We start from the raw sequence: 18,173 nt of genomic DNA on the forward strand, positions 1-18,173 counted from the left end.
TCACTCCTTAAGGAACCTGATTAATGCTTTAATATTCGTTTCCCAGTTTAAAAATTGATTACGATAGCGTCTGACATTAACTAACTGAGATTCAAAGTGTGAAGGGTTGTCTCGATAGGCTATAATTTTTTCTAATAATATTTGGGGTGTCGCTTTCTTTTCTGCAAAACCAATTCGGAAAGCATTAATATCTTCTGCCATTTTGCCACCTATGTTCGTGACAGGGAGCGTATTGACTCCTATCGCATCTACAATTTTTCCAGGTAAAACATTTAAAAACGTATCATTTTCATTTAAAATCGACAAAGCAACATGGTGTCTAGATATTTCTTGAAGACATCGTTCTCGACTCATCGCATGTTTAAGCGTAACAAATTCTAAATGTTGAACCGCTTCTCTGAACTTCGGTGCTTTCACACCATAAACAATAGCGGTAACGTTAATTTTATAATCATTAAGTAAACTGAACAATTCAATTAAATGATCAACATCTTGCGCATAACCGATATTACCAGTATATATCACCCGAAAGTCTTCATATTTCTCCTCTGTAAAACGTTCTTCTTGACTGACTGAGTTAGGTATAAATTGTATAGGAACCGCCTTATCCAACATTTGATGGATATGCTCACGAAAGCCCTCATTATTTATGACAATCTTATCTGCACGGTTATACATAATCTTTTCTAATCGTTTGAGCAATGGCCAAGTTAATTTGAGATTGATCCCTTTTATACTATTCACACTATCTGGCCATAAATCTCTGACTTCCAAAATATAATCCGGTCTCTTTGCTTTTTTCATAAACAAAGTTGCCCACGCAATAAAAATATTAGGACTTGTTACATAAATATAGTCAAAATCATTTTTGTGCTTAAAAATAAAATATCTAACCCTCAAATATTGCTCTATATAATAAAATAGCCTTGCAATGAGATTTTTATTTTGCTTTTCACACAACATCTTCATGCGAATAATTCTGTTATTTTCATACTGATTAATGACGTCATCATCGAAATAACTGTCATCTTGAAACAATTCATGATTGGGATATGAAGGTTGCGTTGTTAATACATGTGTCATCACACTTTCTTTTGTGAAATGCTTAAATAACATTTTCATACGATTTGCTGCTGAACCTAATTCGGGATAAAAATTTTGTGTGATGATTAAGAGTTTTTTAGATTTCATATTTTAAACCCCTATATATAATCTAGAATTCTCTTTCTAAATTTCATGTGAATCACTGAGCCAATTATAATAAGTAATAGCGTTGTGACCCAAAAATAGATATGATCAGACCAAGTGCCATAAACGGCTGTTTGAGAGTGAACTAATGCTGTACGATACACACCAATAAGATATGCAAAAGGATTCAAACTTGCTAACTTTGCTAAAATGCCATGTTGTTCCTCAAGCACCCAAAAAATAGGTGTGAGAAAGAAAAGCATTCGAATAATATTTTGCAATAAATTTTTAGTATCTCTTACAATAACAGTAAGCGTACTCATTATTAAAGAAATGCCAAAGATAATTGAAAAGGCTCCTATCATAAAATAAACGAACCAAAAATAATGCCACCATGGTACATAATGGTTAATCACAGAAATTACAAAAACGATGGTTGTTGTAATCAGTAAATTAATCATATTGTTCGTCAGTGCAATAGATATAAAAATAGAAGACGGGAATTTCATCTTAGCTAACAAACCAATATTTTTTTGAATCGCTGAAGCACCAGAATTGATACCTTGGGAAATGAAAAGCCAAGGAAATAGACCTGAAATCAAGTGAACAATAAATGGCACACCCATCACTAATCCGGAACTTCCTCTTAATCCAAGACCAAAAACAATATAGTAGATAATCACTTGGAGAACGGGTTGCAAAATATTCCAAAAGATACCTAAATAATGATTGGCATATTGACTTTTCATGTTATAGATAGCTAATTTAGAAATTTTAGGTAAATTGACAATTTGTTCTTTAAATATTTCTATGATTGCTCTCATTCTATGACCTTCTTATTTGCGTAAATTTCTTTGATTTCAAATTTAGCTGCTTCTATCCAAGACTTCTTATCGATATCCTTAGTCGACTGGATTGCAATGCACATTTTCGAACCCGGTGCTATTGATTTTTCAACGCTTTCATACGCTAAGTCAACGATATCGTATTTCATGTTATCAATAGTGATAAATATACGTGCTCTGCCTTTATTATTTTTATAAAAAGTACGCATCGAAATTTGAACTGACTCACCACTTTGATTCTCAATATTTAAATGATATCGTTCGCTCTCAACAAACTTTCTACGCTTCAATTTAAAATGCACCCTTTGCTGTTGAAATACACGATTAAAATCTTGTGTTTCATAACTGAGTTTCATGTTTTGTGCATTTATTTTATTTGTTTGACATTCTTCCAGCTGTTTTTCAATCATTTGATACTTTTCATATAAATTGACTTTTGTATTTACACCAAAAAAATGAAGTAACGGCCAGCGTTGTTCAATCACTGACTTGTGAAATGCAAGATTCTTTCTATCTTCGTAATTCATACATATCAATTGAAATAAAATAAACCTACAATTAATTAAGTTATACACATCCATGTAAGGATCACTTTCTTGAATAATGGCACTATGCCAACCATTCATCTTAGACTCTAGGTATAATACATCACATGGATGATACCCTTTATCCAAAAATGAGAAGAGTGCGTTTCTATTGATAAATTGGGTTAATGCTTGTTGAATCCACGCCATCTCTTTGATAGGCGACCATTTTTTCAGCTCGTCTACAAAGTCATAGATGTCATGATGTTGCGCTTCAAGTTTCAAAGGTCTTATCCCTTTTGCAAGCTCAAAAATTGTCGACTTGACATGGGCTACACCTTGAAACTGAGCATCTTGGCTATAGTGATTAATCATATTTTTAGAATGACTCGATTCATAATGTGCGTATAATTCAGCGACTTCTTTTTTTCCTTGATTGTTATCAATATTAAAAAAGTGATGGTTTAAATTAAGTTGATCAACGAGAAATTGTACAGCTTTTTGATCAGTATCATAAATATTCTTTTGTGCACGAGTAATTTTTTGTTCATCAGTTCTTAAATAAGTGAAAAATAAAGTATGTGATAGCTTGTTTTTCAGCAATGCAAGTGACACCCGTGAATCATAACCGCCCGTAAGTGACATCACAACAGGACGGTCAAGACGATAAACAAACTCAACCATCTCTGTCATCAAAGGAATGACTTGCTCTACAACATGTGCTATTTCTTGTGTCTGATAATCATCAATAGGATATACCCTTTTCAATTCATGATGATTAAGTTCAAAACGCATATTAGAATTAAATTTATAAATGTTCTCAAATTTACTAAAATCTAAGAAGCCGCGCATTTTATCCTTAATAAGTCTCTCTTCTACACCAAAGATTTGTTGAATCAATTGATGTAACAATTTCGAATGAGAGGCATAAACCGGCTTTTCATTGTGGTAATACAGCGAAAGAAAAGAAGTTGCATCATTATAAAAATACAAGTTCTCTTCATGAGCGATAAATAATCCGTAACTACCATTGAAAAAAGACATCTCATTTAGAAAAGAATCAGAATCAATGGGGTATTGTAGCAAATCACTTACAATCGCATTAACCGGTTTCTTGCTGTCTCTCACATCTACGAGCTCCCCAAGAATAAATATATGATAATCTTGAAATGACAACGAATAATACCGAAAATCTCTAGTAAAATAAATTGTTTTGTGATTGATATTGAAACGATTGTACCCATCAAGATCATAGTTTTTTTCGTCTTGAAGAATAAAGTAACTTTTAGAAAAATTGATTAAATGTAAGTGATTGTGCATCATCTAACCCCCTTATAGATGTTTCACTTCTTTTTTTAACGTTTTAATATAATCATCTAATTCAACATCGTGCGGTCTCTCATACTTTTCATACAGATGATAAATATCTAAAAAACGTTTTACAGCTTCTTCTCGTTCCTCACTTTTCACTATATCTAGTCTTGGTTTATACCAGCCCTTCACATACAAATTAAAGCGCTGTTCCATATACGCATCCATGAGATGATGTTGTTCTAAAAAAGGAATACGTTCAAGCTCTAGTTTGTAATACTTATCAAACAATTTTTTTGAGATTGAATTCGTAACCGACCCACTTACCGCAGCATAATACATGTGTATAGGAACTTTGATGCCCAATACTTTTTTAGAATATAACATCAACTCTTGAAAGAATACGGTGTCTTGCCCTGCTGCACCTTCAACCATTTTAATGTTATTATTTTTGATGACATTCGCTTTGACCATTAAGGCCTGAATACTTTGAGCCCGTAACCCTGCATTTTTCAAAAACTTTTTTGTATTTGTGATTAATGCATTGTCGTTATTATACTTTTTTATCGTACCGTGATAATTAAAGACGGATCTTTTACGATTGTCCTCTTTAATAATATTACCTATGACCATATCAAGAGATGAATCTTCTTTTAATTTTTCATACAGTTGTGCGTATCCATCACCTATCGCTTCATTATCAGGATCTAAATACGTAATGTATGGTGTAGAGGCGAGTTCCACACCTTTATTTCTTGGTCTCGAAGCACTACCTGAGCCAGATTCAAATCGATAATAAACGATATTAGGATATTTTCGTCTTAATCTTTGAATAACATGACGCGTTTCTTCGTCAGTTGAACCATCATCGACAAAAATAATTTCAAATCTGTTGAACAAAGAAGATCGTCTCAAACTACGCATACACTTATCTTCTAAGTAGCGCCCATTATTATGAATTGGTACGATTACACTGACTAAATCATTTTTACTTAAAATTTGCTTTTCATTGTAAAATAATTCGGCATCATCTAATGTATAACCGATTTGATAGTCCCCTGATTGATAAGCCTGAGCATCAAATAAAGTTAAATATTTGTCATGATACGTATCGGTATAGTCATGCACTTGATAGTCGGCGGTTAACACCTTTTGAACAAAATCGACATCTGTGTAATAAAACGCACTGATTAAATCAGCTAAGTAATATTCTTCATAAATGTAGTTCTCATCAAAAAATGTAATAAAATCCAACTCATGTATACGATCATTCAGTTCTTGTTCGGTCAGCAATATTTTCTTCACATTCATTTGACGCTTAAACATTTCAATTAAAGCTTCTGTCCTTTCTTTCACTACAACACCGATTACGGGTTGCATAGAAGCGCTTGTTAAACCGATGAAGTTAGCAATTTCGTCAATTCGGTGATATGTCGTATTTTCCAACATCACATTGCGAATATTCTTTGCTTGAAACTCCCTTAATTCACTGTCCGAATGTCGGTTTAAAATAGGTCCTACATCAGATTTATCATTCACCATAAATATATTAGGAAATTGATTGTTCACACCTACTGAATAATTAGAAATAATCAAATTTCCGAATGCTTGTAATTCAAAGACACGATTCGCAAACATCGTCTCGGAATACTTCACAGAATTGACGTTCAGTGCCCATCTAAAAATCTTATGTACTTTCATTAGTTCATCATGACTCAATGGACCGGTAATATATGGAATGTATTTACTAGGAAATAAGTATCTTTCCCTTTCAAGATGTAAATTTCGATCAAAGATTGTTAAATCGTTACCACTTAAACTCAATCCATCAAAAATACGTGCTAAGTCTTTATTTCTTTGAGGATATTTTTTTGTCCAACTACCAGCGAATATCACTCCATCTTTATGTTTTATCGCTTCTTCAGTTCTTGTTCCAATTGGATTATGATAATGTGGGTTTACACCAAATTGTAAAACTTTAACTTTTGTATTATGGGTATATTCAATATAATCTTGAACCATTTCTTGTGCTGTAGTAAAAATATAATCACATTTACTCGCTATATCTTTAAACAAATGAAAATTAACAGGATCTTCTTTTGAATAGAATACTAATGGAATTTGACGTTCGATTAATTCATCTAATAACAGCATAAGATGTGCACGCATTCTACTTTTAGGGCTTGCTACACCTTGCCAAGTTTCATCAATTCCTCGCCATGTCGTTGCCACGATAACAAAATCAAAGCTCAGTTTTTCAATCTCTGCGTCACTCGAAATAAAAGTAATATCCGCTGTATCTTTAAATGAATTGAATAAGAACTCATCGGCAATGATTCCAATTTTATACTTGGCTTTTTTCAAAATTCGCGAACCGTTACTAGATTTTTCTTTTTCTAATTCATTTTTAAACTGATTGATAAAATTCAACTTGCCATTTTTTTCTAATGATTTTAAATACGTATAAACATCACTTGCATTGATTGTTTCTTCTAATCGACTTAAACCTTGTAAATAGTCAGTTTGCAGTAAACTGACCGCTTCAATCAGTTGGTCGTTCTTCGTTTGAGGTTTTTTTGACATGTTACTTCCCCCATTTTTTTCTCATATTCCAATATTTAATCTGCAGTTTACCTAGTTTTGAGTTTTTTAAATTTTGATATCGTGTATAGATATTACTTTTACCCTCAATTTGATCAGGGTTAGTGTTCGATTCATTATTAATCTTGTCATTGACTAATGCAGTTAATATATTTTTAGCCTTTTTTCTTTCCGCTAAAAAATTATGAATAATATCGTTTATCTCCACATTTTCTGTTGAACTATAATCTTGCAATGAATGAAATACACGTTCAAGTTGATGCTCTACTACATGATTTAATTCAATCCAATACACTTGATTTTTTCTCTCTACCTTACCAATTCCTCTTTCTGGAAACACTAATTTCAATGTAAAGTCATCTTTCTCGCTGATGTTTTCGGCTTTTGTTTTAAGACGACTTTCTAAATACAATTCTGCACCTTGTAATAAGTGCACATCCTCGTCCACATGATATCCTACATCTATGTCAGATGGTTTCATAAAGCCGATTAATTTATGTTTCTCAAATAAGAGCTCATAAAATTCCCCTTTATATTTTATAAAACCTTTAGACGTTAAGAATTTGTTCTGAACTTCCTTAGTAAAACCATCTACGAACTGATATGTAATATTTAACTCGTTTTGAATCCCTTCTTTATTCTTCACGAAAACGATTTCGTCTTGTTTATTAAAGACGTAATGAGAATTTTTTAACTTGGTCCATCCAATCTCTCTTTGCCCTTTTAAGTAGCCATAAAGTTCGCCCTCAATCATTCTCGTACTTAAAACCTTATAAACTTTATTATTAAACACTTCTATTGCGCCTATTTCCTCATTTAAATAATCATCTCTATACACAAATTGATGTTGTGGTTCATCTAAAAATACGCTAAAAAGAATTTGGTTTTCAATGATATACGCTTTTAAATCATGCATAAGCTAACCTCTTAAAAAATATTTTTAAAGAAAAATGAGCTTGTAGAAATCTAAAGTAATCGTACTTTCAACAATGATAAAGATGATATTTTATAAAGATTTCGCAATACAAACTCATTTTTTCTTCAAATTAAATTAATTGTTTTTGATTATCAAATTCATATAAATTGCCGTAATTGTAATATTGAACTGATTCAAATTGATTTCGAATCACATTTTTTGTATCAAAAATCACTTTATCTTTCATATTTACAAAATCGCTGTCAGTCAGTTGTTTAAACTCTGAATGATCACTTAAAATTAAAACTAACGAAGCATCAGCCACTGCTTTTTGAATATCTTTCTCTACAAAATCTAATTCAACATGAGGGTCATATGTTACCACCTCAAGATTCGACTCTTGACGAAGTAATTCATAAATATCAAAAGCAGGTGATTCTCGGATATCATCCACATCTCCTTTGTACGTTAAACCAAAAACCACAATCTTATTGCCAGTTAATTCGCGCAACATATTTTTGGTTGTCTCAACGACATAAGCTGGCATGGAACGATTAATTCGACGCCCTGTTTGTATCAACGGAGAATTTTCAGGATCCTTCGCAATGATGAAATACGGATCAACAGCTAAACAATGTCCTCCTACGCCTGGTCCTGGCAAATGAATGTTCACACGTGGATGTTTATTTGCCATTTCGATGACATCTAATACATTAATATTTAAATGAATACTGATTTTAGCTAATTCATTCGCTAGAGCAATATTTAAATCACGGTAGGTATTTTCCATCAATTTACTCATTTCAGCAGTACGCGCGTTTGTTTCAATCATTTCGCCTTTGACAAATGTACTATAAACACGCTTCCCTGCTTCGATACACGCTGGTGTGATTCCACCAATAATTCGATTATTATGAATTAATTCTTCTAATATTTTCCCCGGTAGTACGCGTTCGGGACAATGAACAAGGTATAAATCTTCTCCAATTGTAAATCCGTGTTCTTCTAATAACGGTTTAACATGGTCATCCATCGTTCTCGGTGCTATTGTTGATTCAACAATCACAGTATTCCCTTTTTTCAAATAAGGAATGATGCTTTTTGTTGCACTCATGACAATTGAAATATCACAAGACTCATATTGGTCATCATTATTCGGTGTTGGCACTGCGATAATAAACGCGTCTGCCTCTTCTGGTGTTTGTGATGCTTTAAATTTTCCCGTAGCTAATACTTCTTCATAAGCTTCTTGTAAACCTGGTTCTTCGATGTGAATATGTCCATCATTTAAACTTTTAACAGCTTCTTCGTTAATATCTACACCAATCACATCTACACCATGTTTCGCAAACATAATTGATGTGGGTAAACCAATGTATCCTAATCCTACAGTTGTAAGTTTCACTTTCATACACCTTTCTTCCATAGAAATTGTTTTGAGTGTTTCATTTATCAACTTATTCACAATGACATCTCAGTCAATTGAACGTTATTTCTATTTTAATTTTTAAGTATATGAAGATTAATTTCAATTAAAAATACAAAATAATTCATTGTTTTACTATATTTTATAATTGAATAAACAATAAATAAACATTCTTTACCTAGTGTTTACATTGCGCTTAAAAAATATGAATTGTAATAGCTACTCTAAGGAACAACGAATGATTTTAAAATAAACTGTATAGAAATGACAAATTAAATGAAAAACACTCTTATTGCATTCAGCCGAATTACAAAAGAGTGCTTTTAGTAGTCAATGCTCATTTCAACTAAACCGTTTTTATAAAATGAGTCATTTCCCTATTCACAATTATTCAATTGTTAGAAATCTTTATCTGCCATGATGCATATGTTATTTAAAAGAAAACGCCAAATATTTCAGTGCCTGGTTTATAATTGTTTTGATCGTCACTATAAGCATTAAAAAAGAGCGATATGGAAGTCAATACATTTCTTTAGACTTCCGTATCGCTCTTTCAATAATTTAACGTTCCCAAAAACAATTAAAAATAGTTCATTCAACAGCATTCTATTGCGTCAAAGATACGTTCGATGCTCGAGTTATAAATATTTTTGTTTAAATTGTTCTACTACTTCGTTAAAATCAGGTACATTTAATGAGAAATACACTTTAATTTTCGGTTCAGTTCCAGAAGGTCTTAACGCAATAAAACCTTCTTCAAATGTATATCGGATGACATCAGCTTTCGGTAATGAGATGACTGTAGTCTTACCTGTTTTTAAATTTGTTGTTTGTTGCGTGAGATAATCTTCTTTTGTTACTACATTTAAGCCGAGCAATTGATCACTCGTATCACCTCTAAATTGTGCCATGAGTGCTTCGATTTTTTGTCTTCCCGCATGACCTGCATAAGTTGGAGATAACGTGAGATTATCATATCGGCCAATTTGTTGGTATATGTCGTTCAACACTTCTTTAAACGTCAAACCATTTTGAGCCAACATTTGCTTATATTTCACTAATAATGGAATAAATTGAATGGCGTCTTTATCGCGTGACAAGTCTTTTGCTAAATAACCATGGCTTTCTTCAAATGCGAGTACCAACTGGGCATCATCTGTTTGACGTTGTTGTAATTGTTCGGAAATGTATTTGAAGCCGGTCAACACATTAACTACCTCAATATTTAACGCTTTGGCTAATGCTTCACTTAAAGCACCTGTCACAATTGATTTAATGATATAAAACGCATCACCAGTCGGTTGGAGTTCTTGATAGCGCAGTTTCATTAAAATTAAGCCGATTTCATTCCCATCAAAATAACGTGTCGTACCGTCTTGATATCTTTCTACAAAACCAAATCGATCTGCATCTGGATCAGTCGCAATGATTAATGATGCGTCTTCTTGTTCAGCAAGACGAATACCATATTCAAATGCCGCTTCCTCTTCTGGATTCGCACTTTTAACTGTCGGGAATCGTCCGTCTGGTTGTGATTGTGTTGTTTCAATGACAAAATCTTCAAAGCCGAGCTCTGTTAATAATGTCGCACCTAATGGTAGGCTTGTGCCGTGAAGACTTGTTAAAACGACTTTTTCGCCTTGTGATTCGATTGCCCCTACTAATGCTTTAACGCCCGCTTTATACGCTTCAGTGACTTCATCCGCTAATGGTAAAATCATACCGGCATCACGTAAAGCTTCAAAATCATTCGCTTCAATTTCTAATGGTGATTCAATCGCATTAATATATTGGCTTAAATCTTCTGAAGCATCTGGCAACAATTGCCCCCCATCTGGACCATAAATTTTAATGCCATTGTAATTACTTGGGTTATGGCTCGCTGTAATCATCACACCTGCTGTCGCTTGTAAATGACGCACCGCAAAAGACAGCTCCGGTGTTGATTTATAACTGTCAGCCAGTACTACTTTAACACCTTTAGTCGCTAATACACGCGCAATTTCGTCGCCAAAGTCTTCCGATAAAAAGCGTGTATCAAAATGAATGACCACCGTCGCATCTGATTGTTTCGCGTTTAAATATTGTGCAAGACCGAGCGCAACTTTACGCACTGTAAATTTATTTAAACGTCCAGGTCCAATGCCAAAAGTGCTTCGAATTCCTGCAGTCCCAAACGTAAGTACATCTTCAAAGCCTGCTTGTCGTTCTTCTTCGGTTTGGCCTTCATAAAATTCGCGTACTAAACTTTCATCTAGTTTTGACATCCATTGTGCTTTCAAAACATCCACCATCCTCATATGATTCATTGATAAAAATTAACGGGACGCCAACGTGATTGATATCCCTCATTCATAATAATAACTTCATTATACATGAACGACACGCTTCCAACATAGAATTCGACTAACCAATACAAAATAGATGAAAATGTATGAAATGATTGAAAAGTCATCAACACTTCATTACAATATATAATCATATGTAAAAATACCTGTTAGGAGCAATTCACTATGAATAAAGGACTTAAATTTTTACTCTATTTATTAGCTTTAATGCTTATAATTGTTCCTACAATTTTCGCATTCACTCTTTTTAATTCATCAAAGAATGCTTTTGACGACTCGTTCTCACAATCGGATCAACGACAATCCCAATTAAGAGATTCAAAAGTCAATGCTGCCAAACAACCTATCTCTATTTTATTTCTAGGCATAGATGATAGCAGTACAAGAAGACAAAACGGACAAAGCGCTGAAAATGCACGTACCGATGCGATGATTTTATCAACGATGAATCCTGACAAACATCAAATTCGTTTGGTCAGTATTCCTCGTGACACGTTAAGTTACATTCCAGAGGTCGGTTACTACGATAAGATTACGCACGCGCATGCATACGGTGGACCAGAAGCTTCAATGCGTACCGTAGAAGCAAATTTAAATGTCCCTGTTGATTACTATGTTCGCATTAATATGGAAGCTTTTGCCAAAACTGTAGACGAACTTGGCGGTATTGAATATGATGTCCCATACGATCTGAACGAACCGAATACAATGGACAAAGGTCGTATCAAACTAAAAAAAGGAAAGCAACAACTTAATGGTGATGAAGTGCTTGCTGTGACACGTACGCGTAAGCAAGACTCTGATTTAAAACGCGGGCAACGACAAATGGAAGTATTAAAAATATTGTTCAAAAAAGCCCAAGACACTAAATCTTTACACAAATTAGATGATATCATTGAAATTGTAGGGAAAAATTCAAAACACAACTTAAGTTACTCAGAAATCAAAGCACTCGCGACAAATTACTTAGCAAATGATGTAGACATTCAATCACAACAACTTAAAGGTGAAAATGAATTACTGAATGGTATTTATTACATTAATCCTGACGTTGATAATTTAATTGAAACGTCTAACACTTTACGTAAAGACTTAGGTTTAGCACCTTTTAAAGACAGAAACCAATTTTTAGTGGAGCGAGTGAAAGCATACTATGGAGAAATTCCACCACTCACATATTTAGAAGAATCATTGTTACAGAACGTTAAAAAGCTCTTGCCAAAAGATGAGAACAATGATCAAAACAATAAAGGTGAATCAGCTGATAACACAAATGGCGCAATGCATAATCAGCAACAAGGAGTACCGTATCAAAACCAAAATCCTGATGGTTCATACTACTAATAGGAGGTTCACACATGGCACGTCATACACAAGAAAAAATTAGACATATCAATGGCATTTTTAATATGCTCGAGCAACAAATTATTCACAGTAAAGACATGGCGCATTTTCGTCAAGAGTTGTTCTATGTAAATCATACACATCGTGAAAATTATGAAGCGCTATTGCTTTATTATCAGGAAAGTGAAACGAACCCTGTCATCAATGCCGCATGTTATATCGTCGCCCTTCCTGAAATTTTTGATGCGATTGATGTCTTTGAATCGCCATTACCGTTTTCTTGGGTTTATGATGAGAATGGTTTAACACCCGCAATGCAAAATTTAAGCGTGCCGATTCAATATCTTGTCGCTGCGGCATTAGAAGTGACAGATGTGAATATTTTCAAACCTTCTGGCTATACTATGGGTATGAACAACTGGAATCTCGTACAAATGCGTCTCTTCTGGCAATATACTGCCCTTGTACGCCAACAAGCGATGTAACACCGTCAAATACGAATTAATGATAAGTATCCGTCATTTTTACAATGAGGGTACTTTTTTATATCATTACAAATAGTCCTCAACGCGTATCATCTGTCGCGCTGTTATTTCAATTTTAAAAATACTTTTATTCTACAGCTCAATCGATTATGATAAACATTAAACTCACGCTCTTTATGAAAGGAATGTGGCCTATGATTAAAACAGTAGAAACGGAACAAGAATATCAAGATGTCCTGGTCGTTCGTGAAACAGTATTTATCGACGAACAAGGTGTCTCTCGTGATGAAGAAATTGATGAACATGAACATACCGCACAATATATCATCGCCTATAACGACGACCAACAGCCTATCGCAACAGCGCGTTTTCGTCATGTAGAAGGCAGTGCTAAAGTTGAACGTGTCGCCGTGTTGAAAAGTGCTCGTGGCTTAGGTATTGGCAAACAACTCATGCAATATCTTGAGCAAGTCGCATATGAACAAGGCCACCGTCATTTTAAGTTAGGCGCCCAAACGCACGCGATCCCTTTTTATGAATCATTAGGCTATCATACGTACGGCGAAGAATTTTTAGATGCAGGTATCCCTCATTATCATATGGAAAAGCACCTCACTTCTTAGACTTTTCCCACTTCATTCATATTAATGATTCGAATTGAGATATGTCCTAACTTAGGCGATTTCAATTCGATCATTTAATATCATTATTAAATCAATTCATTCATTTACACTTTAATACTCTACTTTTTCTTTCCTCCAAAATATTCACTTTTAAATTATTAAATGTTAACTTTAACAATTTCTACTAATTAAAAACAACGCAAAAATATAAATACGGAGAACGATTATTAAAATTAAATTACAATCCAGTTAAAATACACAAATCGTCTCCCAATAACTCTATAATGTGAATAATCAACTTTTTATTTTATCTAAAAGGAGCAATAAAATGGTCAAAAAATTTGGTTATAAAACACCTACAATCGTTGCACTTACTTTGGCTGGAACTGCATTTTCTGCACACCAAGCCAATGCCGCTGAACAAGTTGCACCTGAAAAAACACCTACGAATGTACTTGATGATCAATACGCATTAAAACAAGCTGATGATGCGAAACAAACGACACAAGGAACAACACTTGCAGGTTCAAAAGAATACAAGGATCCTTCACAAATTGATACGACTCAAGTCGATACAGCAGCACAAACTGAAACGCCCGTAGAAGGAGGGCAACAAGACGCACAACAACCTACTACAACTGATGAAGCGACATCAACAGATCATACTGTATCAAAAGGTACAAACGAAAGTGCATCACCTGCAACAGCTTCTATAGATGAAGGAACATTAAACGCACAAGTCAATTCAGATGAAACGGCTACTAACCGTACACAAGACGTCACTGAAAATGTGACAAAATATCCTTATCATTCAAGTGAAATCGATACACATGAAGACGCAACTGTGTCACCAGATACATATCATGCACTGGACACGCATGCGCAACAACCTTCAGCAATGGATGTAAGCGATTCAACATCAGCACAAACTGAAGCGACGCAAGTAAATACGTCAACAAATGTAAATGACAAAGAGGCCGTTTCGACAACAGAAGATGCACCTACTACACAACTTCAAGCAGCTGTACAATCTGAAGCCAACAAAGAAGCGAAGGCAACTACTGAAACAGCTCAAAATAAAACACCTCAAGTTGAAAAGAAAGCAACAGCAACTCAAAATACAGCACAGTTAGCAACGGGGCATCAGGATATTACTGACAAAGTCTCAAAACGCGTAGCAGTGACAAATGAAACGAAAGCGGATGCCACAACAGCGAAAACACAAGCACCTACTTCAGTGACACATCAAGCTGATACACAAGCAAAAACGATAACAGACAAGAAGGCAACAACTTACAGTGCACAAACCGCAACTGACCAAGACATAAATGCGAATCCGGACGGTCCAACACCTCCACGCGTTGGCGGTAAAGGGGGTCCCCCTGCTTCACTTTCACTCCAATCGACTGGTCAAACAGCATTCCGTTCAGCTGTCGCTAGTAAACCGAGTGCATATCAACCTAAAGTGAAATCGTCTATTAATGACTATATTCGTAAGCAAAACTACAAAGTGCCTGTATATGAAGAAGATTATTCAAGTTACTTCCCTAAATACGGTTATCGTAATGGTGTCGGTAAACCTGAGGGCATCATCGTGCATGATACAGCAAATGACAACTCTACAATTGATGGCGAAATCAGTTACATGAAAAGAAATTATCAAAATGCTTTCGTACATGGCTTTATTAATGGTCAACGTATTGTTGAAACGCAACCTACAGATTATTTAGCATGGGGTGCAGGTGCGATTGCGAATGAACGCTTTATTCATATCGAACTCGTTCATGTTCACAGTAAAGAAGATTTCGCACGTCAAATGAACAATATGGCAGATTATGCGGCGACGAACTTACAATATTATGGCCTTTCTCCAGATAGTGCGGAATATGATGGTCGTGGGACAGTTTGGACACATGATGCTGTTTCTAGATTTTTAGGTGGTACAGACCATACCGATCCGCACGGCTATTTAAAACAACATGGTTATTCCTTTGATGCGTTGTATGATTTAATCAATGAAAAATATCAAGTGAAAATGGGTTATGCCTCACCTGCTAACTCGTCTTCAAAACCATCAACAAATACTGGCTTAACAGTTAAAAACACAACAGGTTTCGGCCGTATTAACACAACAAATAGCGGTTTATATACGACCGTTTATGATCAAAAAGGTAAAGCGACGAATCAAACGAATCAAACGTTAAAAGTTACAAAAGAAGCGACGTTAAATGGCAACAAATTCTATTTAATGAGTGATGCAAAATCTAATCAAACACTCGGTTGGGTCAAATCAAACGACGCAACATATCAAGCTGCCCAAGCTGAGAAAAAAGTAACGAAAACGTATACTGTCAAACCAGGAACAACAGTATATCAAGTGCCTTGGGGTGCCTCATCTCAAACAGTAGGCAAAGCTCCAGGTACGTCAAACCAATCATTCAAATCAACGAAAGAACAAACTGTTGCGAAAACGAAATGGCTTTATGGGACAGTTGGCAAAGTGACAGGCTGGATTAATGCAAGTAGTGTTGTAGCAAATGATCAAAAACCATCGACGAATACCGCACTAAAAGTAACAACTGACACTGGTCTCGGTCGCATTAAAGACAAAAATAGTGGTTTATACGCAACGGTATATGATAAAACTGGTAAAAGCACTTCAGCCACTAACCAAACATTAAAAGTAACGAAAAAAGCAAGTGTCAATGGCCAATCATTCTATTTAGTATCAGATTATGCTAAAGGTACAAATGTTGGTTGGGTGAAACAGTCAGATGTCGAATATCAAACAAGTAAAGCCCCTTCTAAAGTGAATCAAAATTATACGATTAAATCGGGTGCGAAATTGTATCAAGTGCCTTGGGGTACAAGTAAACAAGTTGCCGGTACAGTGACAGGTGCTGCGACACAAACATTTAAGGCAACACAATCTCAAACTGTAGGTAAAGCAACATACTTGTATGGGACAGTTGGCAAATTATCTGGTTGGATTAATTCAACAGCATTAGCAGCTCAAAAAACAACAACGAATGTTACTAAAACAATTTCTCAAATCGGTCAACTGAACACGAAAAATAGCGGTGTCAAAGCTTCTATTTATGACAAAACAGCAAAAGATGCATCCAAATGGGCAGGTCAAACTTATAAAATTACTAAAACAGCTTCTGCCAATAACGAAGACTATGTATTACTGCAAAATAGTACAGGAGGCACGCCACTCGGTTGGTTCAATGTTAAAGACGTCACAACACGCAACTTAGGTGCTGAAACAGCTGTTAAAGGGCGGTACACTGTTAATAGTAAAACATCTGGACTCTACGCTATGCCTTGGGGTACAACGAAGCAACGTGTCGATACATTAAAAAATGCCACAAGTCGTTTATTTACAGCTTCAAAATCAGTTAAAGTCGGTAATGATACATTCTTATTCGGTACAGTGAATCAAAAATTGGGCTGGATTAATCAAAAAGACTTAACAGCTGTAGCAGCAAAAGTTGCAAACATGAAAACTGCATCGAATAGCGCAGTCAAAGGTGCCGCAATCACAACTTTGAAAAAAGTAGAAGATTATGTGATTACGAATAAAAATGGTTATTATTACACTAAAGTTGGAGATTCAAAAACAGCTGGTGCTTTAAAAGGTTTTTATCAACAAATTTTTAAAGTCGAAAAAACATCTTTACTGAACGGCATTACTTGGTACTATGGCGCATTCCAAAACGGGACGAAAGGATGGATTAAAGCAGCTGACATACGTTCATCATTCATTCAACATACTGCGGTCAGTAGCACATTGAAAGCAGCACTCGATAAACAAATGGCGCTGACTTACCCGCCTCAAGTTCAACGTGTAGCCGGTAAATGGGTCAATGCGAATCGTGCAGAAACTGAAAAAGCAATGAATACCGCAGCAATTGAAAAAGATCCGACTCTCATTTACCAATTTTTAAAACTTGATAAATACCAAGGTCTTGGCGTAGAAGAACTTAATAAATTGTTAAGAGGCAAAGGCATTTTAGAAGGTCAAGGTGCCGCATTTAAAGAAGCCGCACAAAAACACAATATTAATGAGGTTTACTTAATGTCTCACGCATTTTTAGAAACAGGTAACGGGACTTCTCAATTAGCCAATGGCGGTCACGTAGATAAAAATAATAAAGTCGTAACAAACGGTAAACCGAAGTATTACAACATGTTCGGTATCGGGGCAATTGATACAGACGCTTTACGCAATGGCTTTAAAACTGCTGAAAAATATGGTTGGAATACGGTCAGCAAAGCGATTATCGGTGGCGCAAAATTCATCCGTGATCAGTACATCGGTTCAGGACAAAACACATTGTATCGTATGCGTTGGAATCCAGAACACCCTGCCACACATCAGTATGCGACTGATATTAATTGGGCAAATGTAAACGCACAACGCATGAAATATTTCTATGATCAAATTGGTGAAACAGGTAAATATTTCGACGTCGATGTATATAAGAAGTAGATACAGTAGAAAGCAGCTCTAGTCATCTTTATGGTGATTAGAGCTTTTTTATTGATATCTTAAGGTA

The 18,173-nt window shown here is 35.0% G+C and carries 11 protein-coding genes; 4 read left to right on the forward strand and 7 right to left on the reverse strand.

Going from position 1 to position 18,173, the window contains the following annotated elements; genetic code table 11:
• The 7 genes from BJK46_RS08930 to BJK46_RS08960 all read right to left on the reverse strand — a co-directional run bounded on the left by BJK46_RS08930 (position 1) and on the right by BJK46_RS08960 (position 11,093).
• Complete coding sequence (locus BJK46_RS08930) at positions 1-1,191, reverse strand: glycosyltransferase family 4 protein (RefSeq protein ID WP_103263707.1); 1,191 nt, start codon at positions 1,189-1,191, stop codon at positions 1-3.
• Between the two features lie 11 nt (positions 1,192-1,202).
• Positions 1,203-2,012, reverse strand: coding sequence for an ABC transporter permease (locus BJK46_RS08935; RefSeq protein WP_014614302.1), 810 nt, complete (start codon positions 2,010-2,012; stop codon positions 1,203-1,205).
• Positions 2,009-3,877, reverse strand: coding sequence for a hypothetical protein (locus BJK46_RS08940; protein WP_226957592.1), 1,869 nt, complete (start codon positions 3,875-3,877; stop codon positions 2,009-2,011). Before BJK46_RS08940 ends, BJK46_RS08935 begins: the two co-directional genes overlap by 4 nt.
• Positions 3,878-3,889: 12 nt before the next feature.
• Entirely contained in the window at positions 3,890-6,451 is a 2,562-nt protein-coding gene (locus tag BJK46_RS08945; RefSeq protein WP_103263644.1) for a glycosyltransferase, read from the reverse strand.
• Position 6,452: 1 nt separating this feature from the next.
• Positions 6,453-7,385: a hypothetical protein gene (locus BJK46_RS08950; RefSeq protein WP_014614305.1), complete on the reverse strand. Its 933-nt coding sequence runs from the start codon at positions 7,383-7,385 to the stop codon at positions 6,453-6,455.
• 130 nt (positions 7,386-7,515) lie between these two features.
• On the reverse strand, positions 7,516-8,790 hold the full coding sequence (locus BJK46_RS08955) for a nucleotide sugar dehydrogenase (protein ID WP_014614306.1): 1,275 nt from the start codon (positions 8,788-8,790) through the stop codon (positions 7,516-7,518).
• 659 nt (positions 8,791-9,449) lie between these two features.
• The gene (locus tag BJK46_RS08960; protein ID WP_014614307.1) at positions 9,450-11,093 is read right to left on the reverse strand and encodes a phospho-sugar mutase; all 1,644 of its coding nucleotides are present in this window, start codon (positions 11,091-11,093) and stop codon (positions 9,450-9,452) included.
• A 231-nt stretch (positions 11,094-11,324) separates the two neighbouring features.
• Between BJK46_RS08960 and BJK46_RS08965 the strand changes: the two genes are divergently transcribed.
• From BJK46_RS08965 to BJK46_RS08980, 4 genes are all read left to right on the forward strand, one after another.
• Positions 11,325-12,503, forward strand: a complete 1,179-nt coding sequence (locus tag BJK46_RS08965; protein ID WP_014614309.1) for an LCP family protein — start codon at positions 11,325-11,327, stop codon at positions 12,501-12,503.
• A 14-nt stretch (positions 12,504-12,517) separates the two neighbouring features.
• Complete coding sequence (locus BJK46_RS08970; RefSeq protein ID WP_014614310.1) at positions 12,518-12,988, forward strand: DUF2538 family protein; 471 nt, start codon at positions 12,518-12,520, stop codon at positions 12,986-12,988.
• A 194-nt stretch (positions 12,989-13,182) separates the two neighbouring features.
• Complete coding sequence (locus tag BJK46_RS08975) at positions 13,183-13,611, forward strand: GNAT family N-acetyltransferase (protein ID WP_014614311.1); 429 nt, start codon at positions 13,183-13,185, stop codon at positions 13,609-13,611.
• Positions 13,612-13,939: 328 nt separating this feature from the next.
• Positions 13,940-18,106 carry a GW dipeptide domain-containing protein gene (locus BJK46_RS08980; protein ID WP_014614312.1) on the forward strand — a complete coding sequence of 1,389 codons (4,167 nt, stop codon included), beginning with the start codon at positions 13,940-13,942 and terminating at the stop codon, positions 18,104-18,106.
• Positions 18,107-18,173: the final 67 nt, after the last annotated feature.

Source organism: Staphylococcus pseudintermedius (assembly GCF_001792775.2).
Classification (GTDB): Bacteria; Bacillota; Bacilli; order Staphylococcales; family Staphylococcaceae; genus Staphylococcus; species Staphylococcus pseudintermedius.